27 protein-coding genes are annotated in these 22943 nt (G+C 62.7%); 18 read left to right on the top strand and 9 right to left on the bottom strand.

All coding sequences use genetic code 11. From position 1 onward, the window contains the following. Positions 1 to 42: 42 nt before the first annotated feature. Together AX672_RS16680 and AX672_RS16675 are read right to left on the bottom strand one after the other, a co-directional pair. Positions 43 to 252, bottom strand: coding sequence for a nucleotidyl transferase AbiEii/AbiGii toxin family protein (locus tag AX672_RS16680; protein WP_066653402.1), 210 nt, complete (start codon positions 250 to 252; stop codon positions 43 to 45). Continuing rightward, a complete protein-coding gene (locus AX672_RS16675; protein WP_066653400.1) occupies positions 252 to 1082 on the bottom strand; it encodes a type IV toxin-antitoxin system AbiEi family antitoxin domain-containing protein in 831 nt (276 codons plus the stop codon). Before AX672_RS16675 ends, AX672_RS16680 begins: the two co-directional genes overlap by 1 nt. A 192-nt stretch (positions 1083 to 1274) precedes the next feature. On the opposite strand from AX672_RS16675, the gene AX672_RS16670 reads away from it, so the two are divergent. Then, on the top strand, positions 1275 to 2258 hold the full coding sequence (locus tag AX672_RS16670) for a restriction endonuclease (RefSeq protein WP_066653397.1): 984 nt from the start codon (positions 1275 to 1277) through the stop codon (positions 2256 to 2258). On the opposite strand, the gene AX672_RS16665 is transcribed toward AX672_RS16670, so the two are convergent. Continuing rightward, entirely contained in the window at positions 2255 to 3670 is a 1416-nt protein-coding gene (locus AX672_RS16665; protein ID WP_155647249.1) for a hypothetical protein, read from the bottom strand. The genes AX672_RS16670 and AX672_RS16665 overlap by 4 nt on opposite strands. Next, a complete protein-coding gene (locus tag AX672_RS16660; protein WP_066653392.1) occupies positions 3667 to 4566 on the bottom strand; it encodes a hypothetical protein in 900 nt (299 codons plus the stop codon). Before AX672_RS16660 ends, AX672_RS16665 begins: the two co-directional genes overlap by 4 nt. Before the next feature lie 84 nt (positions 4567 to 4650). Between AX672_RS16660 and AX672_RS16655 the strand changes: the two genes are divergently transcribed. Genes AX672_RS16655 through AX672_RS16650 form a run of 3 tightly spaced genes read left to right on the top strand, consistent with a single transcriptional unit; the run spans position 4651 to position 6769 of the window. Beyond that, complete coding sequence (locus AX672_RS16655) at positions 4651 to 5397, top strand: helix-turn-helix domain-containing protein (RefSeq protein WP_066653390.1); 747 nt, start codon at positions 4651 to 4653, stop codon at positions 5395 to 5397. Next, positions 5397 to 5528 (top strand): hypothetical protein, encoded by a 132-nt coding sequence (locus AX672_RS19215; protein ID WP_269135512.1) that lies wholly within the window; start codon positions 5397 to 5399, stop codon positions 5526 to 5528. The genes AX672_RS16655 and AX672_RS19215 overlap by 1 nt, the downstream gene beginning before the upstream one ends. Positions 5529 to 5575: 47 nt before the next feature. Beyond that, the gene (locus AX672_RS16650) at positions 5576 to 6769 is read left to right on the top strand and encodes a phospholipase D family protein (RefSeq protein WP_066653387.1); all 1194 of its coding nucleotides are present in this window, start codon (positions 5576 to 5578) and stop codon (positions 6767 to 6769) included. Positions 6770 to 6776: 7 nt separating this feature from the next. On the opposite strand, the gene AX672_RS16645 is transcribed toward AX672_RS16650, so the two are convergent. Next, positions 6777 to 7271: a hypothetical protein gene (locus AX672_RS16645; RefSeq protein ID WP_066653385.1), complete on the bottom strand. Its 495-nt coding sequence runs from the start codon at positions 7269 to 7271 to the stop codon at positions 6777 to 6779. Positions 7272 to 7638: 367 nt separating this feature from the next. Between AX672_RS16645 and trbB the strand changes: the two genes are divergently transcribed. The 11 genes from trbB (at position 7639) to AX672_RS16590 (ending at position 17174) form a co-directional block, all read left to right on the top strand. After that, positions 7639 to 8622, top strand: coding sequence for a P-type conjugative transfer ATPase TrbB (gene trbB / locus AX672_RS16640; RefSeq protein ID WP_066653380.1), 984 nt, complete (start codon positions 7639 to 7641; stop codon positions 8620 to 8622). Further along, positions 8622 to 8951, top strand: a complete 330-nt coding sequence (locus tag AX672_RS16635; RefSeq protein WP_443026172.1) for a TrbC/VirB2 family protein — start codon at positions 8622 to 8624, stop codon at positions 8949 to 8951. The genes trbB and AX672_RS16635 overlap by 1 nt, the downstream gene beginning before the upstream one ends. Then, positions 8951 to 9226, top strand: a complete 276-nt coding sequence (locus AX672_RS16630; protein WP_066653375.1) for a VirB3 family type IV secretion system protein — start codon at positions 8951 to 8953, stop codon at positions 9224 to 9226. Before AX672_RS16635 ends, AX672_RS16630 begins: the two co-directional genes overlap by 1 nt. A gap of 4 nt (positions 9227 to 9230) precedes the next feature. Next, on the top strand, positions 9231 to 11708 hold the full coding sequence (trbE, locus tag AX672_RS16625; protein ID WP_066653371.1) for a conjugal transfer protein TrbE: 2478 nt from the start codon (positions 9231 to 9233) through the stop codon (positions 11706 to 11708). Positions 11709 to 11713: 5 nt separating this feature from the next. After that, positions 11714 to 12472, top strand: coding sequence for a P-type conjugative transfer protein TrbJ (gene trbJ / locus AX672_RS16620; protein WP_066653369.1), 759 nt, complete (start codon positions 11714 to 11716; stop codon positions 12470 to 12472). A 4-nt stretch (positions 12473 to 12476) separates the two neighbouring features. Then, on the top strand, positions 12477 to 12803 hold the full coding sequence (gene trbK-alt, locus AX672_RS16615; RefSeq protein ID WP_066653366.1) for a putative entry exclusion protein TrbK-alt: 327 nt from the start codon (positions 12477 to 12479) through the stop codon (positions 12801 to 12803). 1 nt (position 12804) lies between these two features. Beyond that, positions 12805 to 14130, top strand: a complete 1326-nt coding sequence (trbL, locus tag AX672_RS16610) for a P-type conjugative transfer protein TrbL (protein WP_066653363.1) — start codon at positions 12805 to 12807, stop codon at positions 14128 to 14130. A 5-nt stretch (positions 14131 to 14135) separates the two neighbouring features. Continuing rightward, positions 14136 to 14819, top strand: a complete 684-nt coding sequence (trbF, locus tag AX672_RS16605; protein ID WP_066653360.1) for a conjugal transfer protein TrbF — start codon at positions 14136 to 14138, stop codon at positions 14817 to 14819. A 134-nt stretch (positions 14820 to 14953) separates the two neighbouring features. Next, the gene (gene trbG / locus AX672_RS16600; protein ID WP_230959540.1) at positions 14954 to 15781 is read left to right on the top strand and encodes a P-type conjugative transfer protein TrbG; all 828 of its coding nucleotides are present in this window, start codon (positions 14954 to 14956) and stop codon (positions 15779 to 15781) included. Then, the gene (locus tag AX672_RS16595; RefSeq protein WP_066653355.1) at positions 15778 to 16950 is read left to right on the top strand and encodes a TrbI/VirB10 family protein; all 1173 of its coding nucleotides are present in this window, start codon (positions 15778 to 15780) and stop codon (positions 16948 to 16950) included. The genes trbG and AX672_RS16595 overlap by 4 nt, the downstream gene beginning before the upstream one ends. After that, positions 16947 to 17174, top strand: a complete 228-nt coding sequence (locus tag AX672_RS16590; RefSeq protein WP_066653353.1) for a DUF2274 domain-containing protein — start codon at positions 16947 to 16949, stop codon at positions 17172 to 17174. The genes AX672_RS16595 and AX672_RS16590 overlap by 4 nt, the downstream gene beginning before the upstream one ends. Here the strand turns inward: AX672_RS16590 and AX672_RS16585 are convergent. Then, entirely contained in the window at positions 17162 to 18055 is an 894-nt protein-coding gene (locus AX672_RS16585; protein ID WP_066653350.1) for a LysR family transcriptional regulator, read from the bottom strand. The genes AX672_RS16590 and AX672_RS16585 overlap by 13 nt on opposite strands. 332 nt (positions 18056 to 18387) lie before the next feature. Further along, entirely contained in the window at positions 18388 to 19338 is a 951-nt protein-coding gene (locus AX672_RS16580) for an AraC family transcriptional regulator (RefSeq protein WP_082730609.1), read from the bottom strand. Positions 19339 to 19439: 101 nt separating this feature from the next. Between AX672_RS16580 and AX672_RS16575 the strand changes: the two genes are divergently transcribed. Both AX672_RS16575 and AX672_RS16570 read left to right on the top strand, forming a co-directional pair. After that, complete coding sequence (locus tag AX672_RS16575; protein ID WP_066653346.1) at positions 19440 to 20054, top strand: cytochrome P460 family protein; 615 nt, start codon at positions 19440 to 19442, stop codon at positions 20052 to 20054. A gap of 47 nt (positions 20055 to 20101) precedes the next feature. After that, the gene (locus AX672_RS16570; protein ID WP_231731410.1) at positions 20102 to 20632 is read left to right on the top strand and encodes a cytochrome P460 family protein; all 531 of its coding nucleotides are present in this window, start codon (positions 20102 to 20104) and stop codon (positions 20630 to 20632) included. Between the two features lie 287 nt (positions 20633 to 20919). Here AX672_RS16570 and AX672_RS16565 read toward each other — a convergent pair whose 3' ends face one another. Together AX672_RS16565 and AX672_RS16560 are read right to left on the bottom strand one after the other, a co-directional pair. Continuing rightward, positions 20920 to 21291: an SPW repeat domain-containing protein gene (locus AX672_RS16565; RefSeq protein ID WP_066653341.1), complete on the bottom strand. Its 372-nt coding sequence runs from the start codon at positions 21289 to 21291 to the stop codon at positions 20920 to 20922. A 69-nt stretch (positions 21292 to 21360) separates the two neighbouring features. Continuing rightward, a complete protein-coding gene (locus tag AX672_RS16560) occupies positions 21361 to 21906 on the bottom strand; it encodes a carboxymuconolactone decarboxylase family protein (RefSeq protein WP_066653336.1) in 546 nt (181 codons plus the stop codon). Positions 21907 to 22001: 95 nt separating this feature from the next. Between AX672_RS16560 and AX672_RS16555 the strand changes: the two genes are divergently transcribed. Next, the gene (locus AX672_RS16555) at positions 22002 to 22814 is read left to right on the top strand and encodes a helix-turn-helix transcriptional regulator (RefSeq protein WP_066653333.1); all 813 of its coding nucleotides are present in this window, start codon (positions 22002 to 22004) and stop codon (positions 22812 to 22814) included. Positions 22815 to 22943 lie beyond the last annotated feature (129 nt).

Genomic DNA, 22943 nt, shown 5'->3' with positions numbered 1-22943 from the left:
AGAGTGAATCACGCCTCCATCGCCGTCGCAAGCACGCGTTTTTCAACAGTCTCGATAGTTTTCGAACCAGCAGCGCCGCAACGCCGTGCCGCCCTTGAACGCGAGCCGCTCACGCAACGGATGCCGGGCCAGCGCAGTTAGAAACCACGCCAGGCAATAGTCGCGCTCGATGACAGCTTCGGGGATGCGGCGCCCGCCCCCGGCTTGAAACAGTGCGTTCGCGATGCGGGAAATGTCGCGTTGCGGTATCATCAGCTGCTCCGGATCGCGTCTAGTTCATCGGGTTCGAGGTTGATGCGGATGCGCCAGCGCGCGAGCATCCTGCCTTCGGCTGGGAACAGCGGATCGAGGCGTTGATAGGTCGAGGTCAGCTTGGCGCGCAGCGGCTCCAGCGCTGGGGACTCGGCGAGGCCGTAGAATTCGAGCAGGTAGCCGAGGCGGCGAATGACGGCGCCGACATCAATCCGCACCGCATACTCGACAAGGCGGGGGATATGCAGCGTGTCGCGCTTCATCCAAAGCCCTTTGGCGACTTCGGTGATGCCCCCGACATATTGCGGATGGTTCAGACCGTCGATGATGGTTCGCTCGGGATCACTGACCCTGACCTGCTCCTCGTGCGTGATCCAATGATCCATGAGCCCGAAGAAGTTGGCTTGCTTGACGTGGATGAATTGGAATTCATAGCCGTGCAGTCGCTGGGGGCGCAATCGCTTGGCGACTGATGCCGTAATCGCAAGCTGGGGCTGCGTGACCATGCGATGCAGTTCAAGCGCACTGGCATGCGAGATGAAGTAGGGCGTGTCGCCGACCAGGCTTTTCGCGATCAGATAAGGGTCGCTGACATGCTCAGTGTCACGGCCGCGCTCGAACGGAACGAGGTTATAGAGCCCGGGCTTGAGGCGTGTAACGATCCCGCGCGCTTCGGTGTTAGCGACGAGGCTGCGGGCCGACGGAAGGCTCAGGCCGGTGATCTCTGTGACGTCCTCGAGCGAAAAGATGGTCTTGCGCCGCTCGTTCAGTTCGACGACGAGCTGCGCGGCGCGTGGACCCAGTGTCTTCGACTTATAGTTTGCGCGCATTTCGTCGCTCCAGATGCGATGTTACGAGCACTGGATATAACGACTATTATATTTATTGGCAAGAACGTAGCCCAAAGGGGCATAGAGTGCGCGCAAAATATAACGCTCTATGCCGCGCGCGGGGTGCGTCAACCACCCAATCCGCCTAGAATGGGGCCAATACCGACGCTCGCACAAACAGGACCGTGAAAGTTGGCCGAACCCGACGATACCGACCGCCTGATTCAGGACGTGCTCGCCGAGCTTGGCTGGGCGAGCGATGCGCGTCGGATTGCGGACAAGGTCCGCCAGCTCGACCGCGGCCTGCCTGCTGAGGACGAATTCATGGCGGTCTGCGCCTGGCTCGGCCAGACCCGGTTGATCCACAAGCTCGACCAGCACCAGTCGCCACCCGCGTCTCGAGAGACCTATCAGGTTCCCGACCTGCTCGCCGACTTTCAGTCATCAGGGCCAGTCCTGATCGAGGTAAAGGTGAAGCGGAGCCAGACGCTCTCGTTCACCCCAGAATATCTCGGCCGATTGAACGCCTATGCCGACCTGCTCGGCAAGCCACTGCTCATCGCCTGGAAATTTTACAGCGTCTGGATGCTGTTCGAGGTGCGGCATCTCCGAAAGGCGAGGAAAAACTTCAATATCCGTTTCGACCAGGCGATGCGGCAGAACCTGCTCGGTGTGCTTGCCGGCGACGTGTCCTACAAGATCGCGCCAGGTGCCGGGATCGTCTTGGAGTGCCTCAAGGAAGAATTGCTCGAAACCGAAACCAGCGGGGATACCACGACCGAGCAATGGCGCATGCGGATTGACCGCGTCCGGTTTACCGCCAGCGGCGGGCAGCCGCGTGACGATATCCACGAAGACGTCGCCACCTTGTTCACGACTTGGGATCTGGAAGAGCGGCAGACCTTCACTCCGACGCATATCCACATCGCCTTCCAGGCCGGCGAAGAGGGGATGATGTTCGGCCATATGGCGCTAGTCCAGCTCATCGCCTGGCGGCAGCAACCGGGAGAACAAATCAACTGGCGGCACGCAATCCGCCGAGACAAGGTGGTATCAAGCATCACCAATTTCACGGCTGCGCTCGATCGCGCGCTTGAACAGGACGTCGTGACGCTGATCCTCCATCAGCAGCCAGCAGAAGTGCCGCCGTTCCTGCGTCCCGCAGAAAGGGCCTAAGTCGGCTGCTCTGCTCCGCCCGCCCATCCGGGCAGCCTGCCGAGATCGTCGAGCTCCGCGCGCCGCAGCCCGTCGAAGACCTCCGGAAACAGTCGCGCGGCCCCCGCCCAGACGGGATGGCCGGACTTGACCTGCTCGGCCATCGCCGCGGCTTTGGCGAACGCTGTCTTCAATGACGCGCGATCGAGACGATCGCGCGCAGGTCCGGCCCGAAGCATGGTCTCGATCAATGACGCATAGGGTGCGAAAAACTGTGATGAGAGCTTGGCATTGAGCATCGCGACCAAGGCGCCCTCGCCGGTATAGCGCGTGACGTAGACGCGATCCTTGGCCGTCGCGGCGGTTCGGGCGATCGAGAAGAGGATCGCCGCCAGTTCCGCAAAATGCTGATCACCCCGCATGAATTGCGTCGACCAGCATTCGCGCTTCCACGGGCTGAGCGCTGGCACGAAACCCTTGATCGAATCCCAGGCGCGATGAAAGCAGGGTTCGCTGAACGGAAAGTCGAAGTCCGACGGCGGCGCTTCGCGAAATGCCTCCCACCATTTTTCCCGGCCGAGGCGGCAATATTCGAGCAGTCGGTCCGAGCGACGATCCTCGATGAAGACAGCGCGCCCGGTGCTGCGATCGAGGTCGTCGAGCGATGCCTGCCGTGGTTTGAGAAATCCGCCGCGATCGGTCTCGAGAAGGGCGGTCAGCACGAGCTTGCCCTGCGCGATCGATGCTGCGAGCGCCGCGTCGTCGAACAGGAAGACGTTGCCGCGCTGGAGCGTGATGACATCGTGAAAGCCTTGCGGCAGTTCTGGAGGAAGTTCGCGGAACACCCACAGCAGCGCCACGCCCTCGGCTTCATAATGAAGGTGACGCGCGATGATCTCGGGCGCGAAGGGTTTGGAGAGCTGTACTTCGATCGCGAATTTTCCGAGCCCGTCCAACTCGGCATAGACATCGGGAAAACGTCCCCGGGCCGCGATTGCGGGGCGCCGGTAGGTTTCTACGGTGACGAGCTGGCAGCGCGGGTCTTTGCCGAGCACTTCGGCAATCGTCTCGCACAGCCAGCGATGCAGCGCCGATTCCTGATGACCCTGATATTGCGCGGCGCGCGCGTCGTCGGGCTTCAGGTTGACGCCCTGATACCAGGGACAGTCGGTCGGACTCTCGGGATAGTGTGCGAAGACCGGTGCATGTTCGCCGTCGGCGAAATGCGCGCGAATGAAGATCGGCCCCTTGCACAAGCGGCACCGCGCGATTGGATGCGCGGGATCGGTCTGACGGCGGCGGGTTATCTCGCTGCGCAGATGATCCCATACCGACCGCGGCATCGCCATCAGCTGCTGGATCGACACCGCCCCGCGCGGCAGTTCAAAGTCAGCAATCTCGATCGTCCGCTGCATGGTGCGTCTGGGCGTCATCGCCATCCGCCTTTGCCGCAATTGGTATAGGCACCGATCGCCGATAGCACATATTTCGCCTCGAGATGGACGTCCTTGGGCATTTCGTCATGCGTCTTGAGTCCGTCGAAGAAGGTCGCGACCGCCGCCGTCTTCAAATCCATCACGTGGTTGACGAGCCGCTCTTGCCGAATCTCTTTGGCCTCGCCGTGACGGATCCAGCGTGTCAGGAAGATCACGACGCAAAGTGCGTAGCGGAACACAAACGTGTTAAGCGTGCATGGCGTCGTCTTGGGGTAGAAGCGCTGCTCGATGTTGAGCGATCGCAGCAACACTTTGTGGATGTCCATGCTGAGGTGGATGAGCTTGCGCTGCAACGCTTCCGAATAAGGAATCCGCTTGCGCAACCTGTCGAGCTCACCACGCTCGAAGATCGTCACGCAGCGCTCGAATAGGTTGAGGATGTTGCCGACCGACGCTTGCAGGTCGGCGACCTGCGCGCGCGACTGCTCCTCCATCAGCGCGAAGTGCGCATCGACGTGCTCGTCGTCGGGAACGTCAATCACGGTGCGGCAATATTCGCCGAATGACCCGGTCTGTTTCGGCTCGATGAGGCGGTTGACCAGCCCTTTGCTGTCACCTCGATCGCGATAGAGATCGAGCGTGCTGCGTAGGATGATGACCTGGCGCGGGTGCCGACACAGGATTTTGAGGAGCTGGCGCGCCTGGAACGCCGCCGCTTTCTTGTGCACCTCGACCAATGTCATCTCCGCGATCACCGCGTAATTGTCGGTCGAGCGGCCAAGAAACGCGGCCAAGTCATCATAGCCGAGATAGTTGGTATCAATGACGTGACGCTTCACCGCCACCGTGACGTCCTTATCGATCCGTTCGCCGGCGTGGGGTGGCTCCCGCATGGATTTTCGGACGGGGGTTGGGTGACCAAACTGACGTGCATATCACTCTCTAATTTACAGACAAACTGCATCATACCGACAGCCATGACCACGATCGATCCCTCAGCGACTTTTGTCCTCGACGGCGCCGCCATCGCCAATTTCGTGAAATTGCAGCGGATGTTCTTCCGCTGGAAGCAGCAAACGCTGGCATGCGAAGCCCGTGTCTCGCTCGCGACGGTGCAGCGCGTCGAGCGCGGCATCCGGGTGCGCCCAGCGCAGCTCCGCAAAATCGCCGTCGCGCTGCGCCAGCCCGAGGATGAATTCCTTCGTCCGCGTATGCGCCCCACGGCCGAAGAGGCCGCCGCCAATTTCGTGGAGATGTTCGCTTGGACCGAGGGCCGCGTACCGGTACCGGTGGCACCATTTCGGAGCGAACTACAGCTCAAGGCGATGCTCGCCACCCACAGCCTGCTTTTTCAATCCGATCTCGGGCCGGATGCCGCTGACGACCTCGCAGAATTGCGCGAATGGCTCGATCTCGCGTCCTTCGTCCAGGCCGAACGCCTCGGGCTGATCGGGCGCAAGCCCGAGCGCGACTTCCGAGTCAGGCCGCTGTGGCGCGACCTCCTCGCCTGTGTCGAGCGGATCGAGCGCACGCACGCGGCGGCGATCCTCACCGGCACCTATGACGCTGAACCGACCCACGGCGGTGAGCCGATCGCGATAGCGCTCCTCGCGGTGCGCTCGCGCCGCTCAAATCCCGCCGCAGGGACGATCCCGATCTTGTGGGCAGACGCTCGGGTCGACGAGCAGCAGATGCTTGCCGACTATTTCGCCGAGGACGACTGATGGCGAGCGAGCCCAGGCCGATCGACCGGTTCACCGGCGCGTTCGTCGAGGAACTCGGCAAATGGGCGGCGCGCGTGGTGATCGCCTTGGTGGTCGCGGCCACCAGTGGCTATATCCTGCTACCATCCTGATGGTATATCCAGGCATGACGCCGGGGGTTGTGGGAAAGAGGGGGCGGATGGCGGATTTTCGGTTGATCAGCGAGGCGTGGGAGCGCGAGCTCCTGGCGGCGCGACGCGCCCATCCTTCCGGTCTCCGGATCGTCTGCCCGTTCGTTAAGGCGACGGCGCTACAACGGATCGTCCGCGAGGGCACGGCCAAGAACATCGAACTGATCACGCGCTTCGATCTAAACTGCTTCGACCAGGGCGTCAGCGACATCGCGGCACTGCGCGCGGTGTTGGCGGCGGGCGGCAAGGTGCGCGGCGTGCGCGGGCTGCACGCGAAGCTCTATCTGTTCGGCAACGCCAGCGTGATCGCGACGAGCGCCAACGTCACCGAGGCGGCGATGCGGCGAAACCACGAATTCGGCTTCGCCGCCGGCGATCCCGCGATCGTCTCGACCTGCGGCGACTATTTCGAGCGGCTATGGAAGCTGGCCGGCGCCGATCTCACCCCGGTGAAGCTCAAGGAGTGGGAGAAAATCCTCGAAGCGCGGCGCGTCGCCAATCCGGGAAAGCCCAAGCAATCGCTCCCCGATTTCGGCGCGAAGGTTCCCGCCGACAGTCCGTTCGTCACGTCGACTGCGGCCACGCCCTCCTTTGCCAATCAGGCCTTTGTCAAATTCTCAGGAACGGGTGACAACAAGGCGAGCCGTGATCTCCGCACCGACGATGTCGTCGCGGAGTCGGGCGCTAATTGGGCGTTCACGTATCCCAGCGCAATCCATCCCCGGCAGGTCAAGGACGGCGACGTTCTGTATCTCGGGCGCCTCGTCCATAGCCCGGACGATCTGATGATCTTCGGCAAGGCAATCGGCCGCGAACATCGTGACGATGTCGATGTCGCCAGCAGGGCGGAGATCGCCCTGCGGCCGTGGAAGCAAAATTGGGCCAATTATGTGCGGGTGCACGATACTCGGTTCCTCGACGGGACGCTCGACGATGGCGTGTCGTTCCGCGCGATGATGGCGGCGATGAAATCGGACAGCTTCGCCTCGACGCAGCGAAACGCTGCGGCAGGCAGGGGCAATATCGATCCGATGATCGCCTATAACCGCAAACCGGGCATGGTGCTCACCGACCGATCGCGGGCGTGGATCGACGAACGCCTTGAAGACAAATTGCGGACCTTGGGCGAGCTCGACCTGTCGAAGAAGCGATTCGCGCCGCCCGGACTTCCCTTAGGCAAGCTCGGCTATCCCCAACACTGAGCGCCGATCAAGGAAAGGCGCAGTCGATCGCCCAGGCGCAGCCTTCGAGTACGATCATCGTCATTCCCGGCGTGTGGATGTCGGTGGTGCCGTGCGACAGGCCATTGCGCATCGCGACCAGCGACTGCGCGCGATCGATCGGTTGCGCGCGAGACCATTTGGGAAAGATAGCGTGTTTGCGCGCGCGCTCGACGAGGTTGTGCAACGTGTCGCTCGATTGCCCCGCCAGCCGTAATCGAAGCGCGAGTTCGACCGCGCCGAGCGCCTGGATTTCGGCATTCACCAATAGATCATAATCGAAATAGGCATAGATGACGAGATTGCGCGCACGGTCGAATGCATCCCGCACCTCGCCCGGCGCGGTGCCGCGCAGCGTGACGGACGCGACGGCGGCGTGGTGCGCGGGCAGGTCGATCGGACGAGCGCCGTCGCCGTCGACGACGACAAGTCCTGCATAGCGAGCGTCCGCCGTGAGAATCTGATCAACTCTTTTGAATGCCATAGACCAACCGCTTCGTTGCCGCCCAAGTATAGCTTGTTACCGCGGCAGGCGTCACCAAATCTCCTGCCCGCTGCGCGCGCGCAAAGCGCCAGTTGATCGCGTCGGTGCACATGCCTCCGCCGACTTACTTGCCAAGATGCTTGCCTTATGAGCGGAGGGCCGCGTAGCCCCTCCACAGCTTAAAAGCCGACTTTCCGGATTGTCCAATCAAGCGGTCATTTGAGGCTCATACTACGCTAGCCTTTCTGCCTTTCCGCTAAGATACGCCGCCCGCAACTCGCTGTTGCATTCACCCGCTTTGATGTCTCTTTGATCTGCCTCACGAGCGCAGCCGATGATTGGTTGCCTCGCCGACACGAGGCAATTCATGAGCGTCATCCCCATCCAGTCGCAAGCATCGTCGCGCGGAGCGCGCATGCTGCGCACTGCGCTCGGGCCGGAGATTGCCGCCTGGCTTGAAGATGCCTCGGTCATCGAGGTCATGCTCAATCCCGATGGACGGCTGTGGATCGACCGGCTCGGAGCCGGGATCGCCGATACGGGGAGCGGGATGTGTGCTGCCGATGGCGAGCGGATCATCCGCTTGGTGGCGCATCATGTCGGAGCCGAGGTTCATGCCAAGGCGCCGCGGGTGTCGGCGGAGCTTCCCGATACGGGTGAGCGCTTCGAAGGTCTGCTGCCGCCGGTGGTGGCAGCGCCGAGCTTCGCGATCCGCAAGCCCGCCGTCGCGGTGTTCACGCTCGCAGATTACGTTGCAGCGAACATCATGTCTGCATGGCAGGCCGACGCGCTGGTTCGCACCGTTGCGGCCCGGAAGAACATCTTGGTCGCTGGCGGCACGTCGACCGGCAAGACCACCCTCACCAACGCGCTGCTGGCCGAAGTCGCCAAGACCGACGACCGCGTGGTCCTGATCGAGGACACGCGCGAACTGCAATGCGCAGCGCCCAACCTTGTCTCGCTGCGCACCAAAGACGGCGTGGTCACGCTCTCCGACCTGGTTCGCTCGGCCCTGCGCCTGCGGCCCGACCGCATCCCGATCGGCGAGGTGCGCGGAGCCGAAGCGCTCGACCTACTCAAAGCCTGGGGCACCGGCCATCCCGGAGGCGTCGGCACGATCCACGCAGGATCGGCGCTTGGGGTCCTGCGGCGCATGGAGCAGCTGATCCAGGAAAGCGTCGTCACTGTGCCGCGCGCGCTGATCGCCGAGACCATTGATGTGATCGCCGTCCTGGTCCGCGACGGGACCGGACGGCGGCTCGCCGAACTCGCTGAGGTCACCGGGCTCGATGATCGCGGCGACTACCAGATCCTACCAATCACACCCCCAGCCACAGGAGTTTCATCGTGATCCGCACCCTATCGCGCGCCCGTGCCCGCCTCTCCGCTGCCATGCTCGGCGGCTTCGTTGCTCTTGCCATTACGGGCCCTGCCCATGCGGCGGGCTCATCGATGCCGTGGGAGGCGCCGCTCCAGTCGATCCTCGAGTCCATCCAGGGCCCCGTCGCCAAGATCGTCGCGGTGATGATCATCATTGCGACTGGTCTAGCACTCGCTTTCGGCGACACCTCGGGCGGGGCGCGACGGATGATCCAGATCGTGTTCGGCCTGTCGATCGCCTTTGCCGCCTCATCCTTCTTCCTGTCGTTCTTCTCGTTCGGCGGCGGGGCTCTCGTCTGATGGAGACCGCGGCGCCAGAAGCCGTGCCGGGCTTTGTCGTTCCGGTTCACCGCGCGCTGACCGAGCATATCCTGCTTGGTGGCGCACCGCGCGGGCTGGCGATCACCAATGCGACGCTGGCCGCCGCGATCGGGCTTGGCCTGCGCCTGTGGATCGCCGGCGTGGTGATCTTCGCGCTGGGCCACATGGTCTCGGTCTGGGCGGCGCGGCGCGATCCGCAATTCGTCGATGTCGCGCGACGGCATCTGCGCTTCCCCACTTTCCTGAGGGTCTGATCCCATGCTTTCGCTTCGCGAATACCGGAACAAGGCCGACCGGCTTGCCGACTTCCTGCCCTGGGCTGCGCTGGTCGCACCCGGCGTCGTGCTCAACAAGGACGGTAGCTTTCAGCGCTCGGCCCGCTTTCGCGGTCCCGATCTCGACAGCGCGACGCCCGCAGAACTGATCGCGACGACCGCGCGCCTGAACAGCGCGCTGCGGCGACTGGGTTCAGGCTGGGCCATCTTCGTCGAGGCAGTGCGCCGCCCGGCGCTGGACTACCCCGACAGCGACTTTCCCGATCCCGCTTCTGCGCTAATCGAGCGCGAACGCGCCGCGCAGTTTGCCGAGGAAGGCGCCCATTTCGAAAGCCGCTATTTCCTGACCCTGCTGTGGATGCCGCCCGCCGAAGACGCGGCCCGCGCCGAAAGCTGGCTCTACGAGGGCAAGGCCGAAAAGGGCATCAATCCCAAAGAACTGCTCGACCTCTTCGTCGACCGCACCGAGCGCCTGCTGCGCCTGATCGATGGCTTTGTGCCCGAGGTCGCGTGGCTCGATGACGGTGAGACGCTGACATACCTGCACAGTTGCGTTTCCACCCGCAGTCACCGCGTCCGCGTTCCCGAGATCCCGATGCATCTGGACGCGCTGCTGGCCGATCAGCCGTTAACTGGCGGGCTCGAGCCGCGCCTCGGTCGCGCGCATCTGCGCACGCTGACCGTGGTCGGCTTTCCCAGCAGCACCTTCCTGGGTCTGCTCGACGAGCTCAACCGGCTCGCCTTCGCCTATCGCTGGTCGACCCGCGCAGTCATGCTCGACAAGATCGACGCCACAAAGCTGACCGCCAAGATCCGCAGGCAATGGTTCGCCAAGCGCAAGTCGGTTGCAAGCATCCTCAAGGAGGTGATGACCAACGAGGCTTCGACGCTGCTCGACAGCGATGCCTCGAACAAGGCCGCCGATGCCGATGCCGCGCTGCAGGAGCTCGGATCGGATTTTGTCGGCCAGGCCTATGTCACCGCGACGGTGACGGTGTGGGACGAGGATCCGGCGCTGGCTGCGGAGAAGCTGCGTCTGGTCGAAAAGGTCATCCAGGGCCGCGACTTTACCGTGATCGTCGAAGGCATGAACGCGGTCGAGGCCTGGCTCGGATCGCTCCCCGGCCATGTCTACGCCAATGTCCGGCAACCGCCGATCTCCACATTGAACCTTGCCCACATGATCCCCCTGTCTGCCGTGTGGGCCGGGCCGGAACGGGACGATCACTTCAACGCCGCCCCATTATTCTATGCGCGGACCGAAGGCTCGACCCCATTCCGGTTTTCGCTCCATGTTGGCGACGTCGGGCACACTCTGATCGTCGGCCCGACCGGGGCCGGCAAGTCGGTGCTGCTCGCGCTGATGGCGCTGCAGTTTCAGCGCTATGATCGCGCCCAGGTCTTTGCCTTCGATTTCGGCGGCTCTATCCGGGCAGCGGCGCTCGCATGCGGTGGGGACTGGCAGGACCTCGGCAATTCGTTGACCGGTTCCGGCCTGGCTGAGGACAGCACTGGCACGGTGCTGTTGCAACCGCTGGCCCGGATCGACGAACCGGCGGAGCGCAATTGGGCGGCCGAATGGCTCCAGGCGATCCTTACCGCTCAAGGCGTAACGGTTGATCCCGCTACCAAGGAGCATCTCTGGTCGGCGCTGACCTCGCTCGCCACCGCGCCCATGACCGAGCGCACGCTCACCGGGTTGGCCGTCCTGCTCCAATCGCAGGCCTTGAAGCAGGCGCTGGCGCCCTATTGCATTGGCGGGCCGTTCGGGCGGCTGCTCGATGCCGAGAGCGAACGTCTGGGCGAGGCCAGCTTTCAGGCCTTCGAAACCGAAGGACTGACGGGCTCGGCCGCAGCCCCTGCCGTGCTGTCCTATCTGTTCCACCGCATCGAAGGCCGGCTCGACGGCTCGCCGACGATGATCATCATCGACGAGGGCTGGCTTGTCCTCGACAGCCCGGCCTTTGCCGCACAACTGCGTGAATGGCTCAAGACGCTGCGCAAGAAGAATGCGAGCGTGGTGTTTGCGACCCAGAGCCTCGCCGACATCGAAAGCTCGGCGATCGCGCCTGCCATCATCGAGAGCTGCCCCACCCGCATCTTCCTCCCCAACGAACGTGCGGTCGAACCACAAATATTGGCGATCTATCGGCGCTTCGGCCTCAATGACCGGCAGATCGAGATCATCGCGCGGGCGACGCCCAAGCGCGACTATTACTGTCAGTCGGCGCGCGGCAACCGATTGTTCGAACTTGGCCTGGGCGAAGTCGCGCTCGCCTTCACTGCCACCTCATCAAAGGCCGACCAGCTCGCGATCGATGCGATCACGGGCGTGCACGGCTGCGCCGACTTTGCTCCGCGCTGGCTGCGCCATCGCGGTCTGGCCTGGGCAGCCGAGCTACTGCCCGGCCCTTCGCCCCTTCCCCAGCCCGGTCCCCGGTTGGACCAACCCCAGGAGTAGTGCCCATGAAACGCCATAGACTCGCCTCGATGCTCGCTGCCGGTGCAGCCGTCCTCTCGGTCAGCGTCAGCGCCATGCAGCCGACGGCCGCCAGCGCCCAGATCGGCGGCGTGGTGTTCGACCCGCGCAACTATGCCCAGAACATCCTGACCGCCGCGCGCACGCTCGAGCAGATCAACAACCAGATCTGGCAGCTCCAGAACCAGGCCACCTCGCTCGTCAACGAGGCGCGCAACCTGCAATCGCTGCCACTCACCGTGCTCGAACCGCTGCAGGCGCAGATCCGGCGGACCCAGGCCTTGCTCGGGCAGGCGCAGCGCGTGGCTTACGACGTCCGTCAGATCGAACGCGAGTTCCAGAACAACTATCGCGCGGGCTCGATGACCGGGCCGCAGCGCGAGCTGGTCCAGGGTGCTGAAGCCCGGTGGCAGAACAGCGTCGGCGCGTTCGAGGATGCCCTACGGGTTCAAGCCGGCGTGGTTGGCAATATCGACGGCACGCGCGCCGCCGTCGACAGCCTCGTTGGCTCAAGTCAGTCGGCAACCGGCGCGCTTCAGGCCGCCCAGGCTGGCAATCAGCTACTGGCAGTGCAGGCGCAGCAACTCGCGGACCTGACCGCCACGGTCGCCTCGCTCGCGCGCGCACAATCGCTCGACGCCGCTGCGCAAGCGACCGCCAAGGCGCAGGCACGCGAACAGCTGCGCCGCTTCCTCGGCGATCGCCGGCCCTATGTTCCGGGCAATGCCCGGCTGTTCGGGAACTGAGGCGATGGACAGCAAGCTCTTTGCGCGGATTGGGTCCAGCGCCTTCGTCGCCATTGCCATCACCATGGCCATGCTCGAATTGCGCGAAGAGCCTGCGCCGCCGCCAAGCGCTCCGATAGCTGCGGCGGATGTATCCGGAGACGGTGCAAAGGCCACCCTTGGCTATTGCTCAAGACTGGGCATTGAGGCGGCATCGGTCGATATCTGCACCGCAGCCTGGGCAGAGGAACGCCGCCGGTTCCTGGGGCAAGCCGAGCGTGATGCGGCGGTCGTGCCCCCTGTGGCTGACAACAGCGGGGATCCCACCCTCGATATGGCGGGGGATCGCTGACATGGGTGGCACCGGCGTCGTCGACCGCTTCCTCGACATCTTTTCGCGCTACATTGACAGCGGGTTCGGCCTTCTGGGCGGCGAAGTCGCCTTCATCGCGACCACGCTGATCGTCATCGACGTCACGCTGGCAGCGCTGTTCTGGTCATGGGGCGAGCAGGACGACATTCTTGCCCGCCTCGTCAAGAAGACCCTGTTTGTCGGGATCTTCGCCTACATCATCGGCAACTGGAACAGCCTCGCACGCATCGTGTTCGAGAGTTTCGCCGGGCTTGGCCTCAAGGCCAGTGGCACCGGGTTTACGGCTGCCGAACTGTTACAGCCAGGAAGGGTCGCGCAAGTGGGGCTCGATGCCGCCTATCCCTTGCTGGAATCGATCTCCGAGCTGCTCGGCTTTGTCAGCTTCTTCGAGAATTTCCTGCAGATCGTGATCCTGCTGGTCGCCTGGGCGATCGTCATCATCGCCTTCTTTATTCTATCGATTCAGCTGTTCATCACGCTCATCGAGTTCAAGCTGGCCACGCTCTGCGGCTTCGTGCTGATCCCGTTCGGCCTGTTCGGCAAGACTGCCTTCATGGCCGAGCGCGTTCTTGGCCATGTCGTCTCGTCGGGCATCAAGGTGCTGGTGCTCGCGGTGATCGTTGGCATCGGCTCGACCATCTTCTCCGAGTTCACAACTGCCATCGCGGGCGAACCCACGATTGAGGACGCGCTGTCGATCGTGCTGGCAAGCCTGGCGCTGCTCGGCCTTGGCATCTTCGGTCCCGGGATCGCCAATGGCATCGTGTCGGGCGGACCTCAGCTTGGCGCCGGCGCCGCAGCCGGCACCGCGCTGCTCGCGGGCGGCGCTGCCGCAGGCGCTGTCGCCGGCGCGAAACTGGCGGGCGGCGCGGTCGCCAGTGCTGCCTCCAATGTCGCGCAAGGGACGTCGCGCGCCGCAGGCGGCGCGACCATGGCTTACGCCCTCGGCTCTGCCGGCAAGTCGGGCGGCGCAGCGGTGGCAAGCGGCGCGCGTGCCGTCGGCGAATATGCCGCCAGCGCTGCAACATCGCCGCTGAGGAAGGCCGGTGACGGCGTGAAGCAATCGTTCCGCGAAGGCAGCCGCGACGCCATCACCAAGACCGGCGGCAGCATCACGCCCGGACCTAACACGCCGCCGCCATCGCCGCCTGCGCCGTCAGATACCGGTGCCGACCAGCCAGCCTGGGCCAAGGCGATGAAGGACCGGCAGACGATTTCCCACGGCGCGAGCATCGCCGCGCACACACTCAAATCGGGCGACAGCCACGGCGGCGGCGCGTCGATCGACACTTCAGAAAAGGACTGACGCACATGTTCCGACGACCTTCGATCCGCTACGGCAAGACGCCCGAACCGGAGACGCCCTACCAACGCGCAGCCCAAGTCTGGGACGAGCGCATCGGCTCGGCGCGGATACAGGCGCGAAGCTGGCGCTATGCCTTTTTCGGCGCGCTCGGTCTGTCCGCCTGTCTCACTGCGGGGATCGTCTGGCAGGGTTCACAGGGCTCGATCATTCCATGGGTGGTGCAGGTCGACAAGCTTGGCGAAGCCCAGGCCGTCGCCCCTGCGGTCAGCGACTTTAACCCAAGCGACCCGCAGATCGCCTTCCACCTGGCGCGGTTTATCGAACAGGTGCGCAGCATTCCCGACGATCCGATCATTGTCCGCCAAAACTGGCTGCGCGCCTATGACTTTGTCACCGACCGCGGCGCATTGGTGCTCAACGATTATGCCCGGACCAACGATCCCTTCGCGGCTGTAGGCCGCGAACAGGTCGGGATCGATGTCACCAGCGTCATCCGCGCCTCGCCGGCCAGCTTTCGCGTTGCCTGGGTCGAACGCCGCTACCGCGATGGTAGCCTTGCCGAGACCAGTCGCTGGACCGCGATCCTGACGATCACCGTCCAGACCCCGCGCACCCCCGATGCCCTGCGCAAGAATCCGCTCGGCATCTTCGTCAATGCCATCAACTGGTCAAAGGAACTTGGCTCATGATCTCGCCCATTCACGGTCGCCTTGCGGTCACCCTCTTGCCCGTTCTGCTTGGAACAACCGCCTGTCCGGCTTCAGCACAGATGGTGGCCCTAGAACCGGCGCAAGTGGTCATCGATTCGGGGACCAGCGCAACAATGCAGACGCAATCCGAATCGCGGCGAGCCCCCTCCCCCGCCGCGCGCCGCTCCCAACCTTCCTTGCCCCGGGATCGGGTGGGAGCGGCAAACGCCGCCGCGCGCGTGCAACCCGAGGGCGAGCAGTTCATCAACGCGATCCAGAACTACGCCTGGGCGCCCGGCGCGCTCTATCAGGTCTATACCGCGCCGGGACAGGTGACCGACATTGCGCTGCAGGAAGGCGAGCAGCTGGTTGGCGCCGGACCTGTCGCTGCCGGCGATACCGTGCGCTGGCTGATCGGCGACACCGTAAGCGGACGCGGGGCCAGCGCCCGTGTCCACATTCTGGTCAAGCCGGTCCGCTCCGATATCACAACAAACCTCGTCATCAATACCGACCGGCGCACCTATCATATCGAGCTGCGCGCCAATCCGTCGGTCTACATGGCGTCGGTCTCCTGGACCTATCCGCAGGACGAGTTGATCGCCTTGCAGCAGGCGCAGGAAGCCGAGAGGCGCGCAGCACCAATTGCTGCCAATATTCCGGTCGAGGCGCTCAATTTTGCCTACCGTCTGTCGGGCGATCGGCCTGCGTGGCGACCGGTGCGCGTGTTCGATGACGGGCGGCAGACTTTCATCGAGTTTCCCGAAAGCGTTTCGCAAGGTCAGATGCCGCCGCTGTTCGGGCTTGGCGAAGGCAATCAGGCCGAGCTCCTCAACTACCGCGTGTCAGGCCGCTTCATGGTCGTCGACCGGCTGCTCGAGCGCGCCGAACTGCGCCTTGGCGACCGCCGTTCGCAGCAGCGCGTCGAGATCCGCAAGGAACGCCGGAGGACGCCGTCATGAGCGACGAAGCTGCTCCAACGCCAGAAGAGGCGGTCAAGCTGCGCGGAGATCCGCCGCGCGTCATGCGGCTGTCGCGCAAGGCCATCGGCATCGCGTCGGCTTGCGGCTTTGCCCTTGTCGGCGGTGCGTTGATCTATGCCCTGCAGCCCGCGAGCCGGGCCGAGCGCGAGGAGCTGCTCAACACCGAAGGCGCGGCGCGGCCCGATGCATTGGCCGATGCCCCTCGCGACTATGGTGATGTCCCCAAGCTGGGCCCGCCCCTGCCCGGCGATCTCGGCGCGCCGATCCTGGCGGCACAACAGCGCGGCGATGTCGCCGAGCTCCCACCGATCGGCGCTGCGCCGCCCACTGGTCCTGCGCCAACGCCTGCGCAAACGGCAGCCGAGACCGAACGACAGCGGCTTATGCAGGAACGCAGCGCCGCTCGCGAAAGCCGCCTGTTCTTTGGTGGCGGTGCGGGGGCAGCTGCTGTCGGTGACGGATCGGAAGTTGCCGATCCCGGCGGTGGGCCGCCGGTGCCGCAACTTGCAGCAGAGGCTCAGCGTCCCGCCTTTGCCGACCGCCACGCCGAGCGCCGGACGGTATCAGCGAGTCGGATCGAGCCACCTGCGGGCACCTATGTCTTGCAGGCGGGCAGTATCATTCCTGCTGCCCTCATCACCGGGATTCGCTCCGATCTTCCAGGTCAGGTCACCGCGCAGGTCACCGAGCCAGTCTATGACAGCGTCACCGGCCGCATCCTGCTCATCCCCCAGGGATCGCGACTGATCGGCGACTATAATGCCGACGTGTCCTTCGGCCAGCGCCGGGTCCAACTCGCATGGAACCGCCTGATCTTGCCCGATGGCCGGTCGATGGTGCTGGAACGCCAACCCGGCGGGGACCCATCCGGCTTTGCCGGGCTGCAAGACGGCGTGGACTTCCATTGGGGCGGCGTTCTGCGGGCAGCACTGGTCTCGACTCTGCTGGGTGTTGGCGGCGAGCTTGGCGCTGGCAATGACGACAATCTCACCCGCGCGCTGCGCCGCGGCTCGCAGGACAGCATCGACCGCGCGGGCGAACAGGTGGTCAGCCGCGAGCTCGACGTACGGCCGACACTGACGATCCGTCCGGGTTTTCCTGTGCGCGTGCTGGTGACCCGTGACCTCGTACTGGGAGGCGGATCGTGACTCGATTGAAATTGGCCGATCTGGCCGACGAAAAGCCGGTCAAGGTAACCATCGAGCTGTCGTCCCGCCTTCACCGCGAACTGCTCGCCTATGGCTTGGCGATCAACGGCGGCGATACCAAAGATGCTCCATCACCTGAACGACTGATCCCGCCGATGATCGAGCGTTTCATTGCGACCGACCGGTCCTTCGCCAAATTGCGGCGCTCGGGTCAGGCCGGGTAGCGTTCGCTGATCAAATCGAAGAAACGCTTCAGCGCCGGATTGTCGTTTTCTTCGCGCCAGTAGAAAGCATAGTCGAGCCGCGCAGGGCCGCCCTGATCCATGATTTCGAGGAACGTTAGTTCCGGCCAATGCACTCCGATCGAGGCTTCGGTGGCCAGCGTGATGTACCGGCCAAACGGTACCGTGCTCAGAACACTTTCGAGGCTTGTGTCTTGCATGATCAGGTGCGCACGATAGCCCTGATCCGACAATCGGCGCTTCAACGTGCGCGCCATCGCCGGGCCCACGCCCTGACTGGGCAGCACAAAAACCTGGCGGCGCAAATCGCTCCAGTGAATCCGGTCTGATGTGGCCAGTTGATGGTCTTTCGGCAAAGCCACCAGCAAACGCTCCGACCAAGCCGAGCGCCGGAGGATGCCGGCGTCGTGCGCGTCCGACGGCATCAGAGCCACGTCAATAATCCGTGCCTTCAGGTCACTGAACATACGCTCGGGATCCGACTCGATCCCGTCAAACTGAATGTCGGGGTGACGCCGCATATATTCGCCAATGGTCGCGCGCATGTTGCCGGCCATCAGGGACGCACAAAAGCCGACCGCGATCCTGCCCTCTTCGCCATAGCTGACCGCGCGGGCTGTCGTCTGAAGATTGTCGATATCGGTGAGAATGCGCCGGGCAACACTCAGAAACGCCTTGCCTTGTTCGGTCGGTATCGCGCCGCGCGTGCTGCGTTCAAAGAGCTTGATCCCGAGACGCGCCTCCAAGGTGGCTATTCGTCTGCTCAACGTCGACTGCTTGATGCGCATTGCTTCGGCGGCGCGTGAGAAATTCTGGGCATCGGCGGTGGCTACTGCAAATCTGAGCTGACGCACTTCAATCATAAGGCTTTGCGACCCTTATCTTCGCCTCCGTGCTTCGCGCTATCACCAATAGCCCGAAGCCCTAGCTTCCCAAATCCAGTCTAAATCCAGCGACAAACAACCGCTGCGCGATGCTAGGCTGCGGACCGATAAAATTACGGGAATATAACGCGACCGCCGATTTTTCATCAGGCCGTTACTTCACAATTGCCCCCGGATATTCATATAGTGAGGCGATCGACTAGGCGAACACCTATGCTCGCGTTTCGCTACCATATTTTCAAAATTTATATTATGTGCCTCCGCCAAAATGAATAAAGCAACACCTCAGCCGCAGGAGCCCAATCTATGCGTCAAACGCCTGATTCTTGAGAGCGCGCCTGATATGCAGCCGGGTTAACGCCGAACCGCGTGGTAAAGGCACGCGAAAAGCTGCTCAGGCTCGCATAGCCCACGCCGCGCGCGACCTGCTCGACAGATGCGCGGCTATGCAGCAGCCGGTCTGCCGCAGCGAGCAAGCGCAGTTCGCGCAGCACTGTGGCGGGAGGGTGCCCGAACGACGCCCGGAACCGCTTGATGAAGGCTGACCGACTTAAGCATGCCAGCTGCGCCAGAGACATCACACTGTGTGCCGCACCGGGCTCATGCACCATGGCGCTAAAGGCGCGCATCACCTGCTCATCGCTAACCAGATCAAGCGAACCAAGCCAACTCTGCTGTTCGGCGAGCCCGCGCCGCAACAGTATCACCAAAACCTGGCGCAGCATCGCTGCGGCCATCGTCCGGCCGCCCGTGTTGTTCTCACTGAGCTCGGTGCGGATCAATGGCATCAGACTGCCGACACTATCTTTGCCGGAATACTCGACCACCGGTGCATCAAGCGCACCGAACAGGTCGCGATTGCCAGCCTGTATTGCACGGAAATGGCCGCAGACGATCTTCAGCTCTGGCTCGTCACTTCCTGCCTGCCAGCGCTTCAGTGTGGGTTGTCCAAGGTCGATGGTTACCGCGACCACACCCCCACAACCTGTCCGTGCCTCTGGAGTAGACCGCGCCTGGATGCGGTAAGGGGTGTCCCGCGGGGTAACAAGCAGCGTTTCCGGGCCGAAGGGAACAGGCGCGTCCGACCCTAACACCAGTTCACCTTCGCCATGCAACACATAGTGAAGACCTGATGCCGGGGTGGCTGAAAAGGCCAACGCCCAAGCGGGGGCAATGAAGCATTCGGAAAAAGCGATCGGCTCGACACGCAGTTGATCGAACAGCGCATCAAGGTCGATTCGCGACAAGAGACGTTTGGACAAGAGAAAGAGCCCTTCTGCACAAATATTTGATCTACATGGCTTTCATCATGAAGAAACAAGCATTGCGTTAGCAAATGCCTACGTCAACAGGGAGATATCTCATGCTCATTCCGAAAGGGTCGCTTCTGTTTGCAGCCTCAGCTCTTTTGCTAGCCGGGTGTAGCGAGCCGACCGAAACGGGAGTGGAAAAACAGGGCGGAAGCGCGACGCAGACAGGGGCAGAGCGTTATCTCCCCGAGTATACTGCAGACGGCAATCTGGTCCTGCCAAAGAATTTCGAACGGTGGGTGTATATGGGCTCGCCGTTGACCCCGCACGCACTGAACGGCGGCAAGGCCAACTTCCCGGAGTATCACAACGTCTATATCCAGCCCTGGGCCTACGACGAATACAAAAAGACCGGTGTCTTCCCTGAAGGGACAATCATGTTCAAGGAGCTTCAACTGACCTTGAAAGGAACACATCCAGACGGTTCGCGAGACGAGACATCGGGGCGCGGATATTTCCCGGGGAAGCTCAACGGCGCGGATGTTTCAGTTAAGGACAGCAAGCGTTATGCAGACACCCAAAATTGGGGATACTATAACTTCAATCATGGCGAACCCAAATTTGCGACCGCGACGTTGAGGTCTGCCGCTGAGTGCGCGCAATGTCATATCGATGGTGCCAAGAAAGATATGGTGTGGACACAATTCTATCCCCGGTTGGACCAATAGACATGCAATACTGCAGTGCGGCTGTCGCTGGGTTGTGCGCGTTATCGTTGGTCGGTGTACTGATTGTGTCGGCCTGTGCGCCGCAATCGAATACGGGTGTTGCTGTCAATAGCGGCGCTGACGCCGCAGGCACCTTGCGCGTACCTGCCGATTATCGTGATACCTATCAATATCTCGGCACTTGGGCTGTGGCGGCCGATGGCACACCCGGATCAAAGGAGATGCATATCGTCTATGCCTCGCCCGGTGCTGCAGCCGGGCATCGCGCTACCGGCAAGTTCGCGGACGGCACGACGCTAGTAAAAGAGGTGTTCGAGGCGACGACGGGACCAATGACAACGGGCACTGTCAGCCATACGAAAGCCTTGAAAGGCTGGTTCGTTATGGTGAAGGACAGCAAGAACAGCCATCCCGACAACAAGTTGTGGGGCGACGGCTGGGGCTGGGCATGGTTTGATCAGGGCGCCCCGACCAAGACGAAATCGACCGATTACAAGACCGATTGTCTGACTTGCCACTTGCCAGCCAATGCGACTGACTCGATTTATGTCGATGGCTATCCGGTGCTCAAGAAATAAGCGGAGCGGTGCCTCTGTTGGGATCCGCACACCGCCTCGCCTTGCGACAAGCGGGCCCGCTTTCACGGGCTCAACGCTGTTGGCTGATTCTGCAAAGGTCAGAATAGTGAGGAATTGAGTTCCGTACGCGTAATTTTTCTGCCGACTGAATCATGGCGCTGAGGGCGTTGGGCTATGGCTCAGGTCGTGGAGCGCCAAACTCCAGACGTGGCAAACCCTGCATGCCGTGATCGGGGCATGCAGGGTGGCATTGTTGATAACAACTCTTGTGTCCTTGATAGACGTGCTCAGGCAGCGGCGTTCTGTCGGCCTGATTGGTTGGCTCGCGAGGTACAGGTAACCACCGCGATCACGCCAGCTGCCATAACCGGGTAGTAGATCGAAGCCAGAGCGGTGAAGCCAAGCAAGAATGGCGCGGCAATGAAGGCTACTCCTGCGGCAAGATCGAGCAACAAGTGTGCATCGAACGACACCAGCTTGACCGCACCGAATGCATAGTCAGTGAGCAGGCTGTAGGCAATCAAGCCCGCCCCACCGGCGACAGAGAGCCAAAGCTCAATACCCTGAAAGCCGAGCAGGAATGGCAGCACAATAAGGGCGGCAGCGGCGACATAGTCAAGCACGCCATGCAGCGCAGGGGTAAGGAATTGCAGTTTCATGGCAAAGGTTCCCTCTGAATGTTGTTGAGGAGCGGGCCGATGTCCTGCACCGGCCCGCACGCAATAAGATCAAGCCGCAATCGCCACATCGACGACAGGGAAATCGATCTTGGTCTGGGCGACGTTGTTCATGAAGTTGGTCAGAACATTGTGCGCGACATTGCCGACGATTTCGACGATGTGGGCGTCGTCGAGGCCGGCAAGCCGGGCTGCTGACAGATCGCTGTCGCTCACCTGGCCGCGTGTTTCAACGATACGCAAGGCAAGCGTCGCGATCGCATCGTCGAGGAAGTTTTGGCCCTTGCCCAGGCGAGCGGCGCGGATAGCCTCTGGCGAAAGACCGGCACCCTTGCCCATCAGCGTGTGCGCCGACAGGCAATAGTGGCAGCCGTTATACTGGGCGACGGCTAGCGCAACGATCGCCCGCTGTGCAGCGGTCAGCACACCACTTTCTAGTGCATCTGCGAGGGCGAGGTTGCCATTCAGCACGGCGGGAGCATGGGCGAAGGTCGCAAAAAGGTTCGGGACCATGCCAATCTTCGCCTTGACAGCGCCGAGGGTGGCCTGGACGCCGGTGTCGGCATTGGCGAGTTCTACAGGGTTGATGCGGGGCATTTGCGTTTCCTCAGTTGGTCAGTGCGGGCTTGCACAACGCCTCTATCGGCTGTTATCGGTGCAGATTGGTGCCAACTTCATTGCAGATCGTTCACATGGATATCTTTGCGGCTCTTTTTGCCCACACCGCTCCAAGTGCCCGGACGTTCTTCGCGGGCAACTTGTGCGCAACCGCGCAGTTTACCGAATGCGGCTACCTTCATCTTCTCAAGAGCGGAACGCTGACGCTGAGCCGAACCGGCGAGACGGACATTATCCTCAACGAACCCACGCTTCTCTTCTTCCCGCGCAGACTAGCGCATCGGTTCACGGGCGCAGCGGAAGGCGGGACCGATCTGGTGTGCGCAACGGTCGATCTGGGCGGCGATACCGGCAATCCGATTGGCAGCGGTCTGCCTGACCTTGTCGTATTGCCGCTGGCTGACCACGCGGCGCTGCGGCCCGTTTGCGATCTCTTGCTTGTCGAAGGATTTGGTGAAAACGACGGGCGGCAGGCCGCCATCGACCATCTGTTCGATTACCTCTTGATCCTGATTGTGCGGCATGTTGTGGCCAGTGGCCTGGTGCGTGACGGCGTGCTGGGCGGCCTTGCTGATCCCCGGCTGGCCAAGGCGTTGACGGCGATGCACGAACAGCCAAGGCATTCATGGACTCTTGATGATCTGGCAGAGGTGGCGGGCATGTCGCGCACCCGTTTTGCCACGCATTTTCGCGCCTGCGTTGGGCGGACGCCGATCGACTATCTGACCCGGTGGCGAATGACGATTGCGCGTGACCTTCTTGCCGCAGGCAAGCCGGTCAAGACCGTGGCCGACAGCGTCGGATATGATAGTGCCGCAGCCTTCTCACGGGTGTTCGCTCGCGTCACGGGCGAAGCACCGCGCCAAGTGAAGCAGAGATTAAGGTAACATGATCAGTTGGTAGACATGGATGCGGCAGTGAACGCGAGACCGCCTGGACATGGATCGCGTGGCGGCATGGCGTTAGCGTCCGCGCTCGTGGTGTAATTTCCGGTGTAGGCGATGGTGTATTCCGGG

Origin of the sequence: Sphingomonas sp. CCH10-B3, assembly GCF_001556185.1 — a bacterium.
In the GTDB taxonomy this organism is placed as follows: Bacteria; Pseudomonadota; Alphaproteobacteria; order Sphingomonadales; family Sphingomonadaceae; genus Sphingomonas; species Sphingomonas aquatica.
The sequence above is the reverse complement of the archived record's forward strand: the minus strand, read 5'-3'. Positions and strand labels throughout refer to the sequence as shown.

Bases quoted from the DNA above. Each gene is read 5' to 3' on its own strand.
- AX672_RS16680 (WP_066653402.1), bottom strand. From the start codon at position 252: ATGATACCGCAACGCGACATTTCCCGCATCGCGAACGCACTGTTTCAA.
- AX672_RS16675 (WP_066653400.1), bottom strand. From the start codon at position 1,082: ATGCGCGCAAACTATAAGTCGAAGACACTGGGTCCACGCGCCGCGCAG.
- AX672_RS16665 (WP_155647249.1), bottom strand. From the start codon at position 3,670: ATGACGCCCAGACGCACCATGCAGCGGACGATCGAGATTGCTGACTTT.
- AX672_RS16660 (WP_066653392.1), bottom strand. From the start codon at position 4,566: ATGCGGGAGCCACCCCACGCCGGCGAACGGATCGATAAGGACGTCACG.
- AX672_RS16655 (WP_066653390.1), top strand. From the start codon at position 4,651: ATGACCACGATCGATCCCTCAGCGACTTTTGTCCTCGACGGCGCCGCC.
- AX672_RS19215 (WP_269135512.1), top strand. From the start codon at position 5,397: ATGGCGAGCGAGCCCAGGCCGATCGACCGGTTCACCGGCGCGTTCGTC.
- AX672_RS16650 (WP_066653387.1), top strand. From the start codon at position 5,576: ATGGCGGATTTTCGGTTGATCAGCGAGGCGTGGGAGCGCGAGCTCCTG.
- AX672_RS16645 (WP_066653385.1), bottom strand. From the start codon at position 7,271: ATGGCATTCAAAAGAGTTGATCAGATTCTCACGGCGGACGCTCGCTAT.
- trbB (WP_066653380.1), top strand. From the start codon at position 7,639: ATGAGCGTCATCCCCATCCAGTCGCAAGCATCGTCGCGCGGAGCGCGC.
- AX672_RS16630 (WP_066653375.1), top strand. From the start codon at position 8,951: ATGGAGACCGCGGCGCCAGAAGCCGTGCCGGGCTTTGTCGTTCCGGTT.
- trbE (WP_066653371.1), top strand. From the start codon at position 9,231: ATGCTTTCGCTTCGCGAATACCGGAACAAGGCCGACCGGCTTGCCGAC.
- trbJ (WP_066653369.1), top strand. From the start codon at position 11,714: ATGAAACGCCATAGACTCGCCTCGATGCTCGCTGCCGGTGCAGCCGTC.
- trbK-alt (WP_066653366.1), top strand. From the start codon at position 12,477: ATGGACAGCAAGCTCTTTGCGCGGATTGGGTCCAGCGCCTTCGTCGCC.
- trbL (WP_066653363.1), top strand. From the start codon at position 12,805: ATGGGTGGCACCGGCGTCGTCGACCGCTTCCTCGACATCTTTTCGCGC.
- trbF (WP_066653360.1), top strand. From the start codon at position 14,136: ATGTTCCGACGACCTTCGATCCGCTACGGCAAGACGCCCGAACCGGAG.
- trbG (WP_230959540.1), top strand. From the start codon at position 14,954: ATGCAGACGCAATCCGAATCGCGGCGAGCCCCCTCCCCCGCCGCGCGC.
- AX672_RS16595 (WP_066653355.1), top strand. From the start codon at position 15,778: ATGAGCGACGAAGCTGCTCCAACGCCAGAAGAGGCGGTCAAGCTGCGC.
- AX672_RS16585 (WP_066653350.1), bottom strand. From the start codon at position 18,055: ATGATTGAAGTGCGTCAGCTCAGATTTGCAGTAGCCACCGCCGATGCC.
- AX672_RS16575 (WP_066653346.1), top strand. From the start codon at position 19,440: ATGCTCATTCCGAAAGGGTCGCTTCTGTTTGCAGCCTCAGCTCTTTTG.
- AX672_RS16565 (WP_066653341.1), bottom strand. From the start codon at position 21,291: ATGAAACTGCAATTCCTTACCCCTGCGCTGCATGGCGTGCTTGACTAT.
- AX672_RS16560 (WP_066653336.1), bottom strand. From the start codon at position 21,906: ATGCCCCGCATCAACCCTGTAGAACTCGCCAATGCCGACACCGGCGTC.
- AX672_RS16555 (WP_066653333.1), top strand. From the start codon at position 22,002: ATGGATATCTTTGCGGCTCTTTTTGCCCACACCGCTCCAAGTGCCCGG.